This window comes from Thermosipho africanus Ob7 (assembly GCF_003351105.1).
GTDB lineage: Bacteria > Thermotogota > Thermotogae > Thermotogales > Fervidobacteriaceae > Thermosipho > Thermosipho africanus.
The window spans coordinates 324,662-340,896 of the sequence record NZ_NKRG01000001.1; the positions used below are offsets into that span (position 1 = coordinate 324,662).

Here is a 16,235-nt window from a genome sequence, read left to right on the forward strand (position 1 = left end):
AGTAGATTTATTTATAATTATAACCATTTTTTTCTTTTAAACCAAGCAAGTGTCAAAAGTATAGTTCCAATAGACCAAAAAATTATATGTACATAAGCTAGTGGATTGTTTTGAAGAGGTAATTTTACGTTCATACCGTAAAAGCTTGTTATTATTGTTGGAACTTGCATTAGTATTGTAACTACAGTAAGAATTTTCATCACTATATTTAAGTTATTTGAAATAACCGAAGCATATGAATCCATCATACCAGCAAGGATATCACTATATATATTTGAAACTTCTATTGCTTGCCTATTTTCGATTATTGCATCCTCTAATACATCTTTATCTTCTTCGTATATTTTTATTATGTTACCTCGCAAAAGCTTTTCCATCATTATTTCGTTTGAACGGAGTGAAGTTGTAAAATAAACAAGGCTTTTTTCAAGGTACATCATTTCTTCAAGTTCTTTATTTTTCATAGATCTATGAAGTTCTTCTTCTATTATACTAATAGTTTTATTTACTTCCTTTAAATATGAAAGAAAAACTTTTGCATTTAAAAGGAATATCTGGAATATCATTCTACTCTTTTTATTAATGTCAAATTTATTATTTTCAATCATATAATCAATAAAGTCCACAGGTTCTTTACTGGAAAATATAGTGTAATTTTTTCCAATAATTACCCCCATCGAAACTGTTCTGTATGGTATTTTTGAATTACCATTAAATTTTTTGGGAATTTTTAAAATTATAAGTACAGTATCGTCGTCTAATTCTATACGGGCCCTTTCGTCGTCATCGAGGGAGTCATATATAAAATCAGGATCAAATTGGAGAAGACTTGAAAGCATGTGAATTTCATCAGCGGAAGGGTCAATTACCTTAATAAGGGAATTTGGAACGAATTTTTCTACTTCCACAATTTTATTTTCTTGCATTGTGTAAAATTTTACCATTTTTTCTACCTCCTTATATTAAACTACGGTGGTCTAGATAAAGGTTCATCTGAGTATCTACTAAAACTGTCACTACTCATTTCTTTTTCACCTCCTAAATTTTACTTCCTTAATTATACCACTTTTATGTATTTTAAATAATAACATCTTTGAAAATTAATTTTCCATTTTCAAAAATTAAAAGTTCGCCTTTTTTAACCATTTTAAAATCTAAGCCTAATTTTTCAGATGAAATTATATTTTTAGAATACCACATAGTATAGTAATCAGGATCACTATTAAAATAACAAAATGCATATAGCTTTTTTCTTTTGATCATCAAAAAGTTGATGCCAGTAAATTCATTTTCTTTAATAAATTTTTTCAATCTTTTAGAAAGATCATGTAGATCTTTGAAATCTTTTACTATTAAGAAATATTCATAGCTATCACTTTCAAAGATGTTATTTCTTTTTAATGAGTGTATCGTTCCGTTATGACAGAAAGCTGTGCCGTTTTCATCAACAAATGGGTGTATCTGAAGAAAACCAATTGGATAACTTGGAGAAGCTTTTCTTGCGTGAATTATACCAATCTTTAGTCTAGGAAAAGAGATATCTTTTTCATAAATTGGTTCTTCAAATTTGTGGTACAATACCTCATTACTTTCAGTAAGTGCGTAAATTCCAAAGCCATGTGAATGAGGGCTTTTTAAGCCATTTTTCGCCATGTTTTGTAATTCTTTAAATAAATTATTGATTTGTTTATCTTTTTCAAATGAAAATCCGAACATTCTACACATATAAATGCCTCAAAGATACAGAACTTCTAATTTTTTACTTTTTGGTTCTAAAAGTATTATACTTGATTTTCCAGTTAACCATCCTGAAGATTCACCGGGATTAATTATTAAAGTTTTTTCTGTTTGTTCAGTATATATTTCATGTGTGTGTCCGAAAAATATAAAATCATACAAGTTACTTGATTTTGCTGCTTCTAACGCAAAAGGTTCATGCATCATTAAAATTCTATAATTATCTATTGTAAGATCGCGTGGTCCAACTTTTATTTTTCCGTTTGATCTCTGTGTTAAAAGAAGTCTTTCACCATCATTGTTACCAAATACTCCATAAAATTCTATTTCTTCTTTTACAAAATATGGTAAAATAAACGGAGCTACAAAATCACCACAATGAAATATCTTTTTTATGTTATTTTTAATTATCATTCTTTCTATTTCTTTAGCTTTGTGTAAGTTATCGTGAGAATCACTTAAAATTAGCCACATTTTATCACCTCCCTAACTAAATAATTTTAACATATATTCTTTTAAAAACATAGAAGTTAGGTTATAATAATTTATAGAGAAAATTTTGGAGGTGTTTTTTATGAAAAAGTGGATTTCTATTTTAGCTATTTTAGTGACATTTTTAACATTTGCAAATATTTATTATGGAAATTTACATTCACATACTTCTTATTCTGATGGAAAACTTTATCCGGAAGATGCGTATAGTTACGCAAAAAATTATGTAGATGTGCAAGCAGTAACAGATCATGCATATTATTTTGAGCAACTTATAAATGGAAAAACTAAAACTTACTTAACAAAGCTTGCTGCTGAAAAGGCAACTGTTGAAGGAGAATTTATAGCTCTTCAAGGTTTTGAATGGACTTCTGGAATAGGTCATATAAATGTGTATGAATCGTTGCAATGGGTAGACAGAAACAACGTAAGTTCAATGGAAGGTTTCTATAAGTGGATTGTTGAGCATAAAAAGCTTGGACAATTTAACCATCCAATTTCTGTATTTGGCACCTTTAATGATTTTGAATATTATCCTCAAGCTGATTTATATATGAATTTAATTGAAGTTGGAAATGGTAATTGGAAGGCTGGTGATGTAATAAATGATGAAATGCTTAAAAATTACAGGGTAGCACTTAACAAAGGTTGGCATCTTGGTGCAACAGTTGGTCAGGATAATCATAAGCCCAACTGGGGTAGTGCAAATGAAGGAAGAACAGGGATAATTGCTCAATATTTAAGCTATGATGATATAATGAGTGCATTATGGTCAAGGCATACATTTGGAACCGAGGATAAAGATGTTAAAGTTAGTTTTAGTTATGGAAATTATATAATGGGAGATATTGTTAAAGAACCTGTTAAAAAGGTAACTTTGCACTTTGAGTATAAAGACTACGACAATATAGATTATTTTGCGTTAATTTCTCAAAGTGGAACAGTAGTTGAAGCATATCCAAGAAGTGATTCTTATTCAACCAATATTACAGTTGAAATTCCTGATGGATATGAATGGTATTACTGTTACATTAAACAAAGTGATTCTGATGAAATAGTTACTTCTCCAATCTGGTTTCAAAAAGAAAGTTCTATTTATGTTAATAATGTAAAGTATAACAACAATGTTATTTTATTTGATATTTATAATGTTACTAGTGAAAATGTAGAAGCTGATCTGAAAATTGTTGATAATGATCGCGTAGTTACAACTAAGCAGGTAAGTTTTAAACCATATGAGATAAAGTCTTTATCTGTAGATTTAGGAAAATTATCATCAGGAGATCACCTTATCAAATTTTTAGTGAATAATGTATTTGTTCAATCACACAAAATATTTGTAAAGTCATACAAAAAGGCTGTAATGATTGACATACTTCATGAAAATGATTATATGGTTGAATTAAAGAAATTTGGTCAATTTTTATCTGAAAATGGTTATAGGGTTTTGTACTCAAAGAGAATGCTAACCAATCTAAAAGATGTTGACGTATTGATTATTTCTACTCCAAAAGTTGATGGATTTGATTTTTCAAAGGATTTATTAGCTCCTGAAATTAAAGCTTTAAGCGAATTTGATGGAGAAATTATAATAATACCAGGTAGTGATGAAACATACCTTGATCTTTACAAACAAAAAATTAATGGTAAAGTTATTGAACTTGAAGCTTTATATGAAATGTTTGGATATGCTAAGAAGAAATCAGTAAATAAAATAATAATTGATATAGGACATATGAACGATTATGGCACAGCAAAACTTACAAAGCTTGAAGATTTTGTAAAATCACTTGGACTAGAAATTAGTTATGCTAATAAGCTGGAAGAAATAAATGGAGATGTATTAATTATTCAAAATGGTAAGGGATATACTGAAAGAGAATTAGAAAATATTGTAGACTTTGTAAAAAAAGGCGGAAAACTTATAATTACAAGCAAAAGTGATTATAGAAACGGTGGAAACACTCAAGAACTTAATTACATACTTGAAAAACTAGGACTGGGTACGAGATTTAATGATGATCAAGTTGTTGATGAAGTAAACAATTATGGTGCAAGGTACAAGATTCTTGTAAATGGTGTAAGACTATATAGTCCATGCTCATTAATAGTTGGAGAAAGTGCAAAAGTATTGCTAGAATCTGAAACTGCAAAGAATGAAGATAGTGATGGAAATGGTGATGCTATACAGGTTGATAAAATAGTTTTGGGTGTTGAAGAGCAATCAGGATTGGGCAAAGTAATAATTTTAGGAAAGTCAATATTTTCAGATTACGATTTTGACTATAACAAGGAGTTTATTTCAAATATAATATTAAATTAATAAAAATTGATATTTTAGTGTTTATAAGGTATAATAGAAACAGAAGTAATTTGTCGCGGACAGAAAGGGTGGTGAAAATATATGTTTGACAAGTTTTCTGAAGAGTCCGCAGAAGTTTTTGTAATGGCCCAAGAAGAGGCAAAAGAGCTAGGACATTCATATGTTGGTACTGAGCATCTACTTTTGGCTATTTTGAAAATTAATGATAATAAGATAAAGTCAATACTTGAAAATTATGGAATTACTTATACAAAAATTAGAAATGAGGTAATTTCTATTGTAGGTATGGGAATGCGTGGATTTATAATGTCACCTCAGATGACACCCAGAGCCAAAAGGGTGACGGAGTTAGCATATGAAGAAGCAAAAAGTCTTGGTGAAAATAAAATAAAGCCTATTCATTTATTTTTAGGAATTTTACGAGAAGGTGAAGGAATAGCAGTTCATATTTTAAGGAAAATGGGAATTGATGTTCAGATGTTAAGAAGGGAGTTGTCAGGAGATATGCCTGAAGAGGATTTAGCTGATTTTACAGATTTTGATGAGGAAATAGTGACGCGTGCAAGACAATTGGAAGGTTTTGGAATTAATTTAACTGCACAAGCGATAAAAGGTGAACTTGACCCAGTTATTGGAAGAGAAAGTGAAATAGAACGTGTAATGCAAGTTTTAGTTAGGAGAAAGAAAAATAATCCAGTATTAATAGGTGATCCTGGTGTTGGTAAGTCTGCGATTGTTGAGGGGCTTGCTCAAAAAATTGTAAACGGTGAAGTTCCAGAGCCTTTAAAGGGAAAGACTATTTTTTCATTGGATGTGGCTTCTCTTGTTGCTGGAACAAAGTACCGTGGTGAGTTTGAAAAAAGGATGAAAAAACTGCTTCAAGTATTAAAAAATCAAAAAGATATTATACTTTTCATTGATGAGATACATATGATTGTTGGTGCAGGTTCAGCTGAAGGAGCGGTTGATGCTGCAAATATTTTAAAACCAGCGCTTGCACGTGGAGAGATAAAATGTATAGGTGCTACAACACCTGATGAATATAGAAAGTTTATTGAAAAAGATGCAGCATTAGAAAGAAGATTTCAAAAGATATATGTTCAAGAACCGACACCTGAGATGACTATTAGAATTTTACAGGGGTTAAAACCAAAATATGAAAAACATCATAAAGTAAAATACACTGATGAAGCTTTAGAAGCAGCTGTATATTTGTCACAAAGATATATAAGTGATCATTTCTTGCCGGATAAAGCGATAGATGTGATAGATGAGGCTGGTGCAAGAGCAAGACTGAAAGCATTCGTTATGCCAAAGGAATTATTGAATTTTAAAGAAAAGATTGAAGATATAAAGTTGAAAAAAGAAATTGCTGCAGCAAATCAAGAATATGAAAAAGCAGCTAAATTAAAAGAAGAAGAGAATGAGTTAAAAGAGGAATTTAATATTAGATACAATGAGTGGAAAAAGAATGTTGAAACTAGTGTTGTGGTTGTAGGTGTTGAGGAGATAGAGGAAGTAGTTTCAAATTGGACAGGTATTCCACTTAAGAAGCTTGAAGAAGGAGAAAGTGAAAAATTGTTGAAGCTTGAAGATGCGCTTCATAATAGGGTAGTTGGTCAGGAAGAAGCAGTGAGAGCTATTGCTAGATCCATTAGAAGAGCAAGGAGTGGTTTAAAAGATCCTAGAAGACCTGTAGGTGTGTTTTTATTCCTTGGTCCAACTGGAGTTGGAAAGACTGAGCTTGCAAAGACACTTGCTGAGTATCTTTTTGGTGATGAAAAAGCACTTATTAGATTTGACATGAGCGAATATATGGAAAAATTCTCGGTTTCTAGATTGATTGGAGCGCCTCCAGGATATGTTGGATACGAAGAGGGTGGTGCTCTTACCGAAAGAGTAAGAAGAAGACCTTTCTCAGTAATTTTGTTTGATGAAATTGAAAAGGCACATCCAGATGTCTTTAATCTTCTATTACAAATTATGGATGATGGAAGATTAACCGATTCTCAAGGTCATGTTGTTGACTTTAGGAATACAATTATAATAATGACGAGTAATATTGGTGGTACTCAAATTGTTTCTGGAAAAAGATCCTTAGGATTTGTGGATAGTAAAGATAATAATGTCGAATTTAAGGAAATGAAAGAAAAGGTTATTGAAGAGGTAAAGAAAACTTTTAGGCCGGAATTTTTGAACAGAATAGATGAAGTTGTTGTATTCCATAAACTTACAGAGGACCATATTAGGGAAATAATAGAAATACTTTTAAAGGATATCAGAAAAAGACTTTCTGAGAAAGGTATTTTGCTTGAGTTGAGTAAAAGTGCAAAAGACTTTTTAGTACAAGAAGGTTACGATCCAGCATATGGGGCAAGGCCTTTAAAGCGTGCAATTCAAAGATATATAGAAGATCCTTTATCGGAAGAATTGTTGAAAGGTAAGTTTAAAGAGAATGACACAATTGTCTGTAGCTATGAAAATGGAAAGATCGTATTTAAAAAGAAAAGACAGAGAAAAGTAAAGGTGAAAAATGACTAAGAAAAAAACAGTTTATGTTTGTGATAATTGTGGTTATGAATCTTTAAAGTGGTTTGGAAAATGTCCTTCATGTGGTGCATGGGACAGTGCGAAAGAGATTAAGGTTAGTGAAGATGAAAAGAAAAATGCGGGTTTAAGTTCCCGCATTTTTTTGCTTGATGATAGTTTAAAAATTGATGAAAATAAAAGGTTAAAGTCAAATGATCCAGAGATTGACAAGTTGTTTGGTGGAGGTATTGTCTCTGGTCAGGTTATACTACTTGGTGGTGAACCAGGAGTTGGAAAGAGTACACTTTCATTGCAATTATGTAAGATGCTTTCAAAACATGGGAAAGTACTTTATGTAAGTGGTGAAGAGAGTATCGAGCAAATTGGCTTAAGATCAAAAAGACTAAATATTAGTGATTCAAATCTTTATGTTACAACAGAAAATGAAATAGAGTCAATCTTTGTTGCTATTAATCAGTTAAATCCTTCTTTTATAGTTTTTGATTCAATACAGACTATATTTTCAAATAGTGTAGATGGAGTACCTGGTGGGATTTTACAAATTAAAACAGTAGTAGAAAAGATAAGAAAATTATCAAAAGAAAAAGGTATACCTTCACTTTTAGTTGCTCACGTGAATAAAGAGGGAAATATTGCCGGTCCAAAGTTAGTTGAGCACGTCGTTGATACAGTTATTTATTTTGAAGGAGAAAAAAATACAGACTTTAGAATTTTAAGGGTTTTAAAAAATAGATTTGGTCCAAGTGGAGAGTTAGCAATTTTTCAAATGTTAGAGGAAGGACTAATTCCTTTGAAGGATAGAGTGTTTATTGAGGAAAGTAATATGCCAGGAAATGTTATTTCGTGTGTGTTTGAGGGAACACGGCCTATTCTTGTTCAAATTCAAAGTCTTGTTTCAAGAGATAAAATTGCTACAGCAAGAAGAATAGCCCACGGTATTGATGTTAGAAAATTGATTATTTTAGGTGCTGTAATTGCAAAACACCTTAATTTACCTATCGATTCTCATGATTTATATTTAAATGTATCTGGTGGATTAAAAATCACAGATCCAGCAAGTGATCTAGCTATTGCATCATCTATTTTATCTTCATTGTATAACACTTTCTTAGGAAAGGTTGTGATAATAGGGGAAGTGGGATTAGATGGAAGTGTTAGAAGAGTAAGAAATATTAAAAAAAGAATTGAAAATGCAAAAAAGTCTGGTTATGATAGATTTATAATACCAAATGTTGAAGATATAAACGGGGAAAATATTGTAAAAGTTTCTTCATTAAAACAATTAAATAGAATAATTCTAGGCTCAAAGGAGGAGTTAATATGAAAACAAAAATTATTGTTGATAGTACATCAGATATTCCAGTATCGTGGATTGAAAAATACGATATTGATGTTGTCCCACTCTATGTAAATTGGCCGGATGGCAGTAGTGAACCTGATAATGTTAGAGATGAGGAAAGCTTAAAAGAATTTTATGGAAGACTTTCAAAAGCAGAAGAGTTACCAAAAACCTCACAACCTTCCATTTTGGATTTTCAGAATGCATATAAAAGAGCTATAGAAGATGGGTATGATAGCGTTTTGGTTTTAACAATCTCTACTAAAATGTCTGGAACTTTTAATTCTGCAAGACTTGCAGCAGAGTCTTTTGATATTCCAATTGAAATTGTTGATACAAAAATGGCTTCTTCAATAATTTCTAACATGGCAAAGTATGCCAGAGAATTGCTTAATTCTGGAATGAGCCTTGAAGAAGTTGCGAAAAAGGTAAGGGAAGAAAGAGAAAATAAAAGATTTCATGCTATATTTTTTGTTTCCGATTTTGATTTTCTGGCCAAAGGTGGAAGAGTAAGTAAATTTACAGGTTTTGTTGGTAATTTGTTGAAGATAAAAGTTGGAATTTATATAAATGAAGAAGGAGAAATGATTCCTTTTGATAAAACAAGAGGATATAAAAAGGCATACAGTATGATTTTATCAAAAATGGAAGAGGAAGGAATAAAAATTGGTCAAAAAATAGGTTTGATAGGTATTCATTGCAATGGAAAAGAGCATATTGATGAAATGATGAAATTGATTAAAGAAAGGTATGAAGTCGAATATTTTGACTATTCTAATACTGGTAAAGTGATATCTACACATGTTGGAATCGGAATGGCAGGTTTTGGTATAGAAATTATTAGATAGAAAATTAAAAGGAGGAATCTGCTGTGAGAAACGAGGTACTCTGGCTTTTGCTAATGCTTGTAAACTTTGGAGGGATTTTGCTATTTTACAGGCTAATGGGTAAAACTGGTTTGTATATTTGGACTGCTATTGCTACTATTATTGCAAATATTCAAGTATTAAAGACGGTAGAGTTATTTGGATTCGTTGCAACATTAGGAAACATAGTTTATGGAACAACCTTTTTAGTAACTGATATTTTATCAGAAAATTATGGAAAAAAAGATGCAAGAAAATCAGTATATGTTGGATTTTTGAGTCTTATAATTATGACTGTTATGATGCAATTAGCTCTTTATTTTAAACCAGATCAATCAGATTTTGCACAGGGTGCTCTTGAAACTATTTTTTCAATAATGCCAAGGATTGTAATAGCATCATTAACTGCATATTGGTTATCACAGCTTCATGATATTTGGGCATATCATCTATGGAAAAATAAGTTACCACAGCTTAAATTTTTGTGGGTAAGAAACAACTTATCAACCATGGTTTCACAATTTATAGATAGTTTTGTATTTTGTTTTATAGCATTCTGGGGTGTATATGAATTAAACGTTTTTTGGAGTATATTATGGACCACTTACTTTTTTAAATGGATTGTTGCAGCAGCTGATACGCCGTTTTTATATTTTGCAAAATATTTGCATGATAAAAACAAGATTAATGAATTAGTAAAGTAATTGGTTTGTTTTTACAGAAATTTAACTCGTTTTAGTGTTGACAAATGCATGTGTTTATGGCAAAATAAATAACGGTCTTTGTCATTAAGAGTGGGGACGTGGTGAAGCCTGGTTATCACGCCGGTCTGTCACACCGGTGGCCGCGGGTTCAAATCCCGTCGTCCCCGCCAGTTAAATAAAATGTAGCCGATAAGGCGATTGACAAGATTATATAAATATGGTAAAATATTAATTGATGACTAGAGTTGGGGACGTGGTGAAGCCTGGTTATCACGCCGGTCTGTCACACCGGTGGCCGCGGGTTCAAATCCCGTCGTCCCCGCCAAGGCAAGAGGATAGCAAAGAGCTATCCTCTTTGTTTTTTTATATAAAACATAATAATTATATCTAATGTTCTTTTTTTGAAAGTATTTCTATATTTAATTTCCAAATATATTCTGTTGGTGATTTACAAAAGTTTTTATATTTTAAAGCACCTGATTCAAATAATATATATAGTGAATTATCAATTTTTGATATTCCTTCTGACATAGGTAAAATATTTATTGTTTTTTCGGGAACATCTAAAAACCAAACGGAAATATTATTTATTTTTTTCTGTGGTTTATTGTTTAACACATTAGGATAAAATTCCAATTTTGAATCATTATTTATTCCGTATGATCTACTTAAAATTATATAATCTTCAGTAAATTCTACATCTTGTACAATATTTGGTGAAGCTAAAATATATTTAAGAGTAGAAATATTTTCATTTTTATCTAGTAGAAAACCTGTTATCCAGGAATTAAAAGTTTTGTTTTTTTCATTAGTTATTCTATGAGAGGGATCAGTTAAATAACCAAAAATATGATAGAATTCTCCAACCCAAATATGATTGTTATAGTATTGGACAAAAGAGGCTCTAACAGGAATTTTGTAGGTCTCAATAATATTAATCTTATTACCAGATTTGGTATTTATTAAGTCTTCTATTTTTATTTTGTATAAATGATAGTCTGAAGATAGCCATATAAATTTCTTACTTACAGCTACACCGCCTGCATGACCAGTATAGGGTTTCCCGTTTGAAAAATAAATGTTTAGATATTTTATATACTTTCCAGTTTTTTTATCTAATAAGACTAGTATACTAGGTTTTTTACTAGCTGAATAATATGAAATAACTATCCAATTATTTAAATAACTTAGTCCCTGAGGAACATAATTTTCATCTAACTTTGGAATTAAAGCAAATTTGGATGAATTTTTATAAAAGTAGTTATATTCAGTTTTAAAGAAATTTAGAACTAAAGCTATTAAAAAGGTAATTATAAGAAGTTTACTTATGTTATTCATTTTATTTTTTACTCCTTTTTGATAGGATTATTATAACAGATATCTAGCAAAGAATCGAAATATCTTTTTTGAAGATTTATAATGTAATAATAAAAAATCCCTCTTCTTGATTTTAGTTATTTTTCAAGAAGAGGGACTTTTGTATGAATTATTTTATATTTATTAATTAGGAAACTTTTTCATATGGAACACCATCAGCTTTTGGAGCACGAGATTTACCAACAAATCCTGCGACAACTATAATGGTAAGGATGAATGGGATCATGTCAAATAATGGTTTAACAGTTGCTGAAACGTGAATTAGAGAGCTGCTTTGCATTTGGTTTGCAAATGCACTTGATGCGCCAAATAATAAACTCGCAAGCATTGCTCCTACAGGATTGTATTTACCTAAAATCATTGCTGCAAGTGCTATAAATCCTCTACCGCCAGTCATTAATTCTCTAAAATGACCAACTTCACCAATACTTAAGTAAGCGCCTGCAAGACCAGCCCAAACTCCACTCATTAGTACACCGAAATATCTTATTCCAAAAACATTTATTCCCAAGGTATCAGCTGCTTCTGGGTTTTCACCTACTGCCCTCATTCTAAGTCCAAGTTTAGTCTTATAGATTAGCCACCAGGAAAATGCAACTGCCGCAAATGCCATATATACGAAAGGACTTAATTCACCAAATATTTTTCCAAAAAATGGTACATTAGATAATCCGGGAATTTTTAATTCTTCTACTTTTCCAACAAAGTCGGTTTGACCAGGTTTTCCAAAAATTGGTTCCATCAAAAAACCAGTAACACCTTGAGCTATTAATATTAAAGCAGTACCTAAAACAACTTGGTTACCTGCCCACTTAATACTACCCCATGCATGAATCCATGAAAATGCAAGACCAGAGATTACAGCCATTAAAACCCCAATCCAAACATTCCCAGATAGATATGTAAACACGACGGAAGTAAATGCACTCATAAGCATAATACCTTCTAGGGCAATATTTACAACACCGGTAATTTCACTATATACTCCACCAAGTGAGGCAAAAATTAAAGGAGTAGCAGCTGTTAATGTAATTTTATAAAAAAGCGGGTTTATAAAAACAAGGAAAATTGCTTCTAAGACTCTCATTTTGTCACCTTCTTTCTTATCATAATAGTACGAACAATTCTATCGGCTGCGACAAGAAAGATAACAATACCTTGAATTATCATAACCATATGTTTTGGAACCCCAACAAATTGCATTTCGTTACTTCCTGTCCTAAGAGCTCCAATAAGTAAGGCAGCAAATATAATTCCAATTGGATTATTTTGTCCAATTAATGCAATACTTATACCATCAAAACCTTTTCCTCCAGAAAGCTCTCCTAAGAATCTGTGATGAACTCCCATTAATTCAGTTGCTCCAGCAAGACCAGCAAGTGCACCACTAATTGCCATGGCAAGGATAATATTTTTAGATACTGAGATTCCACCGTATTCAGCAGCATAAGGATTAAAACCAACTGCCTTAATTTCATATCCAGTTGTTGATTTATTTAGTAAAATATACATAAAAATTGCTGCAACAACTGCAATTATAATACCTGCACTAACTTCAATGGCTCCTACCTTCATCAATATTGGAAGTTGTGCGGAATTAGCAATCTCAGGACTTTTTGGTGTACCTGATCCAACCTTTAGTGGACCTGTTACCATGTAAGATGCAAAGTAAGTTGCAATCCAATTGAGCATTATTGTCGTAACAACTTCATGAGCACCGGTCTTTGCCTTTAAAAATCCAGCAATTGCAGCATAGCCAGCACCAACTGCCATGGCTATTAAAATAGTTAATGGAATAGCTATAATCGGTGGCAAAAATCCAAAGTTTCCAGCAAAAGCTGCAGCAATCAATGCTCCCATTACCATTTGACCTTCTGCACCGATATTAAAGACCCCTGCTCGAAATCCAAATCCAACAGCAAGACCAGTTAATATTAATGGAGTTGTTTTTATTATTGTATCAGCAATTGCTTGTTTTGAACCGAAAGATCCTCTAATCAATGCTGAATAAGCAGTGAGTGGATTTTTACCAATCAATAATATAATAATTGTTGAAATAGCAAGTGCTATTAGTACAGAAATAATAGGTATGAGTATTGCAGAGAATCTTTTATTCATCTTATCCCCTCCGTGCCTCTACAAGTCTTTGACCAGTCATCATCAATCCTACTTCTTCAACTGTAGTTTCTTCAGGTTTTACTTCACCCATAATTTCTCCTTCATACATTACAATAATTCTGTCACTTAAAGAGAATATTTCTTCAAGTTCCATAGAAATTAAAAGAATTCCAACATCCATTTCTCTCATTTTTAATATTTGTTTATGAATAAATTCAATTGCCCCAACATCCAAACCACGAGTAGGTTGAGCAACTACTAGAAATTTTGGATTCATTCTAATTTCTCTTCCGACTACTAGTTTTTGTTGGTTACCACCTGAGAAATTTCCCCCAAGATGTTGAATTCTTCTTGGCCTTACATCAAATTCTTCCATTAGATTTTTTGTGTATTCAAATATTTCTTTATGATTTAAAAAAGTTCCATTGGAAAATGGAGGTTTATAGTGTTGTCCAAGAATAACATTATAGTAAGCTTCAAATTCTTCAATAAGGCCATGTTTTAATCGATCTTCAGGAATATGAGCAAGTCCTAGTTCTCTAAGTTGCTTTGGTGTAAAGTGTGTTACATCTTTACCTTCAAAGTATATTTTCCCATCTTCAATTTTTCTTAATCCAGTTATTGCTTCTACAAGTTCAGTTTGACCATTGCCAGCAACACCTGCAATACCAACTATTTCACCTTTTCTTATATCAAAAGAAACTTTATTAACTGCTACTAGCCCTCTGTTATCTTTAACAACAAGATCTTTAATTTCAAAAACTTTTTCTTTAGGCTTATGTGGAGCTTTTTCAACTCTTAAAACAACATCTCTTCCAACCATATGTCTTGCAATTTCCTTAGGATTAGTTTTTGAGGTTTCAAGCTCACCTGTAACTTTTCCAAGTCTCATAACAGTTATTCTGTCGCTTATTTCCATAACTTCATGCAATTTATGTGATATGAATAAAATAGTTTTTCCATCTGATTTAAGTTTTCTCATTATCACAAACAATTCTTCAACTTCTTGAGGAGTTAATACAGCAGTAGGTTCATCCAAAATAATTATATTTGCACCTCTGTAGAGAGTTTTTAGAATTTCAACTCTTTGTTGCATACCAACTGGAATATCTTCTATTTTTGCATCAACATCTACAAATAATCCATATTTTTCAGATAATTCTTTAACTTGTTTTCTGGCTTCTTTAATATCAAAATTTAAACCTTTTACAGGTTCACTACCAAGTACTATATTTTCAGCAACAGTTAATGTATCAACTAACATAAAATGTTGGTGAACCATTCCTATTCCATTTTTTATAGCGTCTTTTGGTCCTTTAATTGTTACTTTTTTGCCATTGATCAAAATGTCACCCTCATCTGGATGGTACAGTCCATATAATTGATTCATCAAGGTTGATTTACCAGCACCGTTTTCTCCGACTATTGCGTGAATTTCACCTTTTTTAATTCTTATAGTTACATGATCATTTGCCAAAACTCCAGGAAATTTTTTAACAATATTTACCATTTCTACGGCATACACAATTTAACTCCTCCTTTCAACGCTTTGTCACTTAACTAAGGTTTTAAACCTTAGTAAAATGACAAAGCAATGGGGGCAGATGCCCCCAAAATTTTTTATAAATTAGAATGGGAATACTATATTTGGTGTTCTAAAGGATTTTAAAGCTTCCTCGGTTTCTGGAACTGTAAGGATACCTTTTTTAATCAATGTAACAAGATATGCAAGTTCTGCAAGTGTTCTATTTTCAACAAGTCCTTTTGTATACTTCATTGGACTCATTCTTACACCGTTTTCAGCAAGACCAAGTTTGTGAATTCCAGGTGTCCAGTTTCCTTCATATGCCCATTTTACACCAAGATAAGATGCGGTGTCTACACCCTTCATTGCACTTGCAAGAACAACACCAGGAGCCATATAATCTTGATCAACATCTACACCCATTGCAAAGTATCCACCTTTTTCAAATGCGTATTCTAAAATAGATTTCAAATCGTCTTTTCCAACTAATGAAACCATTTTTTCCTTTGCTGCTTCAATAACACCATTTCCACAAGCACCACTTGCGTGGAATATTATATCTACACCTTCTGCAAATTGAGAAAGAGCAAGATCTTTACCTTTTTTTGGATCACTAAAATGATTTGTATATCCTTTAATTATTTGAACATTTGTACCATGAAGGTCGTTGAATACTTTAACTCCAACTTCAAAACCGTATCTGAATCTTTCAACTGGAGGAATTGGAATTCCACCAATAAATCCAACTTTATTAGCTCTTGTAGTTGCAGCTGCAATGTAACCTACAAGAAATGCAGATTCTTGTTCTTTAAATAGGAAACAAATTACGTTAGGTGGAACATCGCCAGAAGATGGAGCAATATCTATACCTGCAAAATAGACATCAGGAAATTGTTGTGCAACTTCAAATAAAGCATCAGTCATCATAAATCCAACTGCGTATACGATTCCACCATCTGGTTCTTTTTGAATTTCTTGTGCGGCTTTTGTAAGGTTTGAAACATAGTCTGCTTGTTCATATGATTGAATTACTTGAGCATCAATTCCAAGTTCAGCAGCAGCTCTTTTAATACCAGCCCAAGTTCCATCGTTAAAAGATTTGTCACCAAGACCACCAGTATCAGTAACCATAATAGCTTTGAAAGAAAATGCACTTACTACAAATAATATCGACAAAATGAAAATAAGTAATTTTTTCATAGAA

At 31.8% G+C, this 16,235-nt stretch carries 13 protein-coding genes and 2 tRNA genes; 7 read left to right on the forward strand and 8 right to left on the reverse strand.

Going from position 1 to position 16,235, the window contains the following annotated elements; all coding sequences use genetic code 11:
• Positions 1 to 17 precede the first annotated feature (17 nt).
• The 3 genes from OB7_RS01675 to OB7_RS01685 all read right to left on the reverse strand — a co-directional run bounded on the left by OB7_RS01675 (position 18) and on the right by OB7_RS01685 (position 2,211).
• Positions 18 to 944, reverse strand: a complete 927-nt coding sequence (locus tag OB7_RS01675) for a magnesium transporter CorA family protein (RefSeq protein WP_114702340.1) — start codon at positions 942 to 944, stop codon at positions 18 to 20.
• A gap of 133 nt (positions 945 to 1,077) precedes the next feature.
• On the reverse strand, positions 1,078 to 1,725 hold the full coding sequence (locus OB7_RS01680) for a class II glutamine amidotransferase (RefSeq protein ID WP_114702341.1): 648 nt from the start codon (positions 1,723 to 1,725) through the stop codon (positions 1,078 to 1,080).
• A gap of 9 nt (positions 1,726 to 1,734) precedes the next feature.
• Entirely contained in the window at positions 1,735 to 2,211 is a 477-nt protein-coding gene (locus OB7_RS01685; RefSeq protein WP_114702342.1) for a metallophosphoesterase, read from the reverse strand.
• Positions 2,212 to 2,311: 100 nt separating this feature from the next.
• Here OB7_RS01685 and OB7_RS01690 point away from each other — a divergent pair, with 100 nt between their 5' ends.
• The 7 genes from OB7_RS01690 (at position 2,312) to OB7_RS01720 (ending at position 10,336) form a co-directional block, all read left to right on the forward strand.
• A complete protein-coding gene (locus OB7_RS01690) occupies positions 2,312 to 4,552 on the forward strand; it encodes a DUF4350 domain-containing protein (protein WP_114702343.1) in 2,241 nt (746 codons plus the stop codon).
• Positions 4,553 to 4,633: 81 nt separating this feature from the next.
• Entirely contained in the window at positions 4,634 to 7,093 is a 2,460-nt protein-coding gene (locus OB7_RS01695; RefSeq protein WP_114702344.1) for an ATP-dependent Clp protease ATP-binding subunit, read from the forward strand.
• The gene (gene radA / locus OB7_RS01700) at positions 7,086 to 8,426 is read left to right on the forward strand and encodes a DNA repair protein RadA (protein WP_004103778.1); all 1,341 of its coding nucleotides are present in this window, start codon (positions 7,086 to 7,088) and stop codon (positions 8,424 to 8,426) included. The genes OB7_RS01695 and radA overlap by 8 nt, the downstream gene beginning before the upstream one ends.
• Positions 8,423 to 9,289, forward strand: a complete 867-nt coding sequence (locus tag OB7_RS01705) for a DegV family protein (protein ID WP_114702345.1) — start codon at positions 8,423 to 8,425, stop codon at positions 9,287 to 9,289. The genes radA and OB7_RS01705 overlap by 4 nt, the downstream gene beginning before the upstream one ends.
• 23 nt (positions 9,290 to 9,312) lie before the next feature.
• Positions 9,313 to 10,011, forward strand: coding sequence for a queuosine precursor transporter (locus OB7_RS01710; protein ID WP_114702346.1), 699 nt, complete (start codon positions 9,313 to 9,315; stop codon positions 10,009 to 10,011).
• A 92-nt stretch (positions 10,012 to 10,103) separates the two neighbouring features.
• Positions 10,104 to 10,181, forward strand: a tRNA-Asp gene (locus OB7_RS01715).
• A gap of 77 nt (positions 10,182 to 10,258) precedes the next feature.
• A tRNA-Asp gene (locus OB7_RS01720) sits at positions 10,259 to 10,336 on the forward strand.
• Between the two features lie 62 nt (positions 10,337 to 10,398).
• On the opposite strand, the gene OB7_RS09935 is transcribed toward OB7_RS01720, so the two are convergent.
• The 5 genes from OB7_RS09935 to OB7_RS01745 all read right to left on the reverse strand — a co-directional run bounded on the left by OB7_RS09935 (position 10,399) and on the right by OB7_RS01745 (position 16,231).
• On the reverse strand, positions 10,399 to 11,349 hold the full coding sequence (locus tag OB7_RS09935) for a hypothetical protein (protein WP_249030987.1): 951 nt from the start codon (positions 11,347 to 11,349) through the stop codon (positions 10,399 to 10,401).
• Between the two features lie 166 nt (positions 11,350 to 11,515).
• On the reverse strand, positions 11,516 to 12,475 hold the full coding sequence (locus tag OB7_RS01730; protein ID WP_114702347.1) for an ABC transporter permease: 960 nt from the start codon (positions 12,473 to 12,475) through the stop codon (positions 11,516 to 11,518).
• Complete coding sequence (locus tag OB7_RS01735) at positions 12,472 to 13,506, reverse strand: ABC transporter permease (RefSeq protein WP_114702348.1); 1,035 nt, start codon at positions 13,504 to 13,506, stop codon at positions 12,472 to 12,474. Before OB7_RS01735 ends, OB7_RS01730 begins: the two co-directional genes overlap by 4 nt.
• A gap of 1 nt (position 13,507) precedes the next feature.
• Positions 13,508 to 15,016, reverse strand: coding sequence for an ABC transporter ATP-binding protein (locus OB7_RS01740; protein ID WP_282956777.1), 1,509 nt, complete (start codon positions 15,014 to 15,016; stop codon positions 13,508 to 13,510).
• A gap of 117 nt (positions 15,017 to 15,133) precedes the next feature.
• A complete protein-coding gene (locus tag OB7_RS01745; RefSeq protein WP_012579428.1) occupies positions 15,134 to 16,231 on the reverse strand; it encodes a BMP family lipoprotein in 1,098 nt (365 codons plus the stop codon).
• Between the last annotated feature and the right edge of the window lie 4 nt (positions 16,232 to 16,235).

Bases quoted from the DNA above. Each gene is read 5' to 3' on its own strand.
- OB7_RS01730 (WP_114702347.1), bottom strand. From the start codon at position 12,475: ATGAGAGTCTTAGAAGCAATTTTCCTTGTTTTTATAAACCCGCTTTTT.
- OB7_RS01680 (WP_114702341.1), bottom strand. From the start codon at position 1,725: ATGTGTAGAATGTTCGGATTTTCATTTGAAAAAGATAAACAAATCAAT.
- OB7_RS01705 (WP_114702345.1), top strand. From the start codon at position 8,423: ATGAAAACAAAAATTATTGTTGATAGTACATCAGATATTCCAGTATCG.
- OB7_RS01695 (WP_114702344.1), top strand. From the start codon at position 4,634: ATGTTTGACAAGTTTTCTGAAGAGTCCGCAGAAGTTTTTGTAATGGCC.
- OB7_RS01745 (WP_012579428.1), bottom strand. From the start codon at position 16,231: ATGAAAAAATTACTTATTTTCATTTTGTCGATATTATTTGTAGTAAGT.
- OB7_RS01675 (WP_114702340.1), bottom strand. From the start codon at position 944: ATGGTAAAATTTTACACAATGCAAGAAAATAAAATTGTGGAAGTAGAA.
- OB7_RS01735 (WP_114702348.1), bottom strand. From the start codon at position 13,506: ATGAATAAAAGATTCTCTGCAATACTCATACCTATTATTTCTGTACTA.
- OB7_RS09935 (WP_249030987.1), bottom strand. From the start codon at position 11,349: ATGAATAACATAAGTAAACTTCTTATAATTACCTTTTTAATAGCTTTA.
- OB7_RS01690 (WP_114702343.1), top strand. From the start codon at position 2,312: ATGAAAAAGTGGATTTCTATTTTAGCTATTTTAGTGACATTTTTAACA.
- OB7_RS01740 (WP_282956777.1), bottom strand. From the start codon at position 15,016: ATGGTAAATATTGTTAAAAAATTTCCTGGAGTTTTGGCAAATGATCAT.
- OB7_RS01685 (WP_114702342.1), bottom strand. From the start codon at position 2,211: ATGTGGCTAATTTTAAGTGATTCTCACGATAACTTACACAAAGCTAAA.
- radA (WP_004103778.1), top strand. From the start codon at position 7,086: ATGACTAAGAAAAAAACAGTTTATGTTTGTGATAATTGTGGTTATGAA.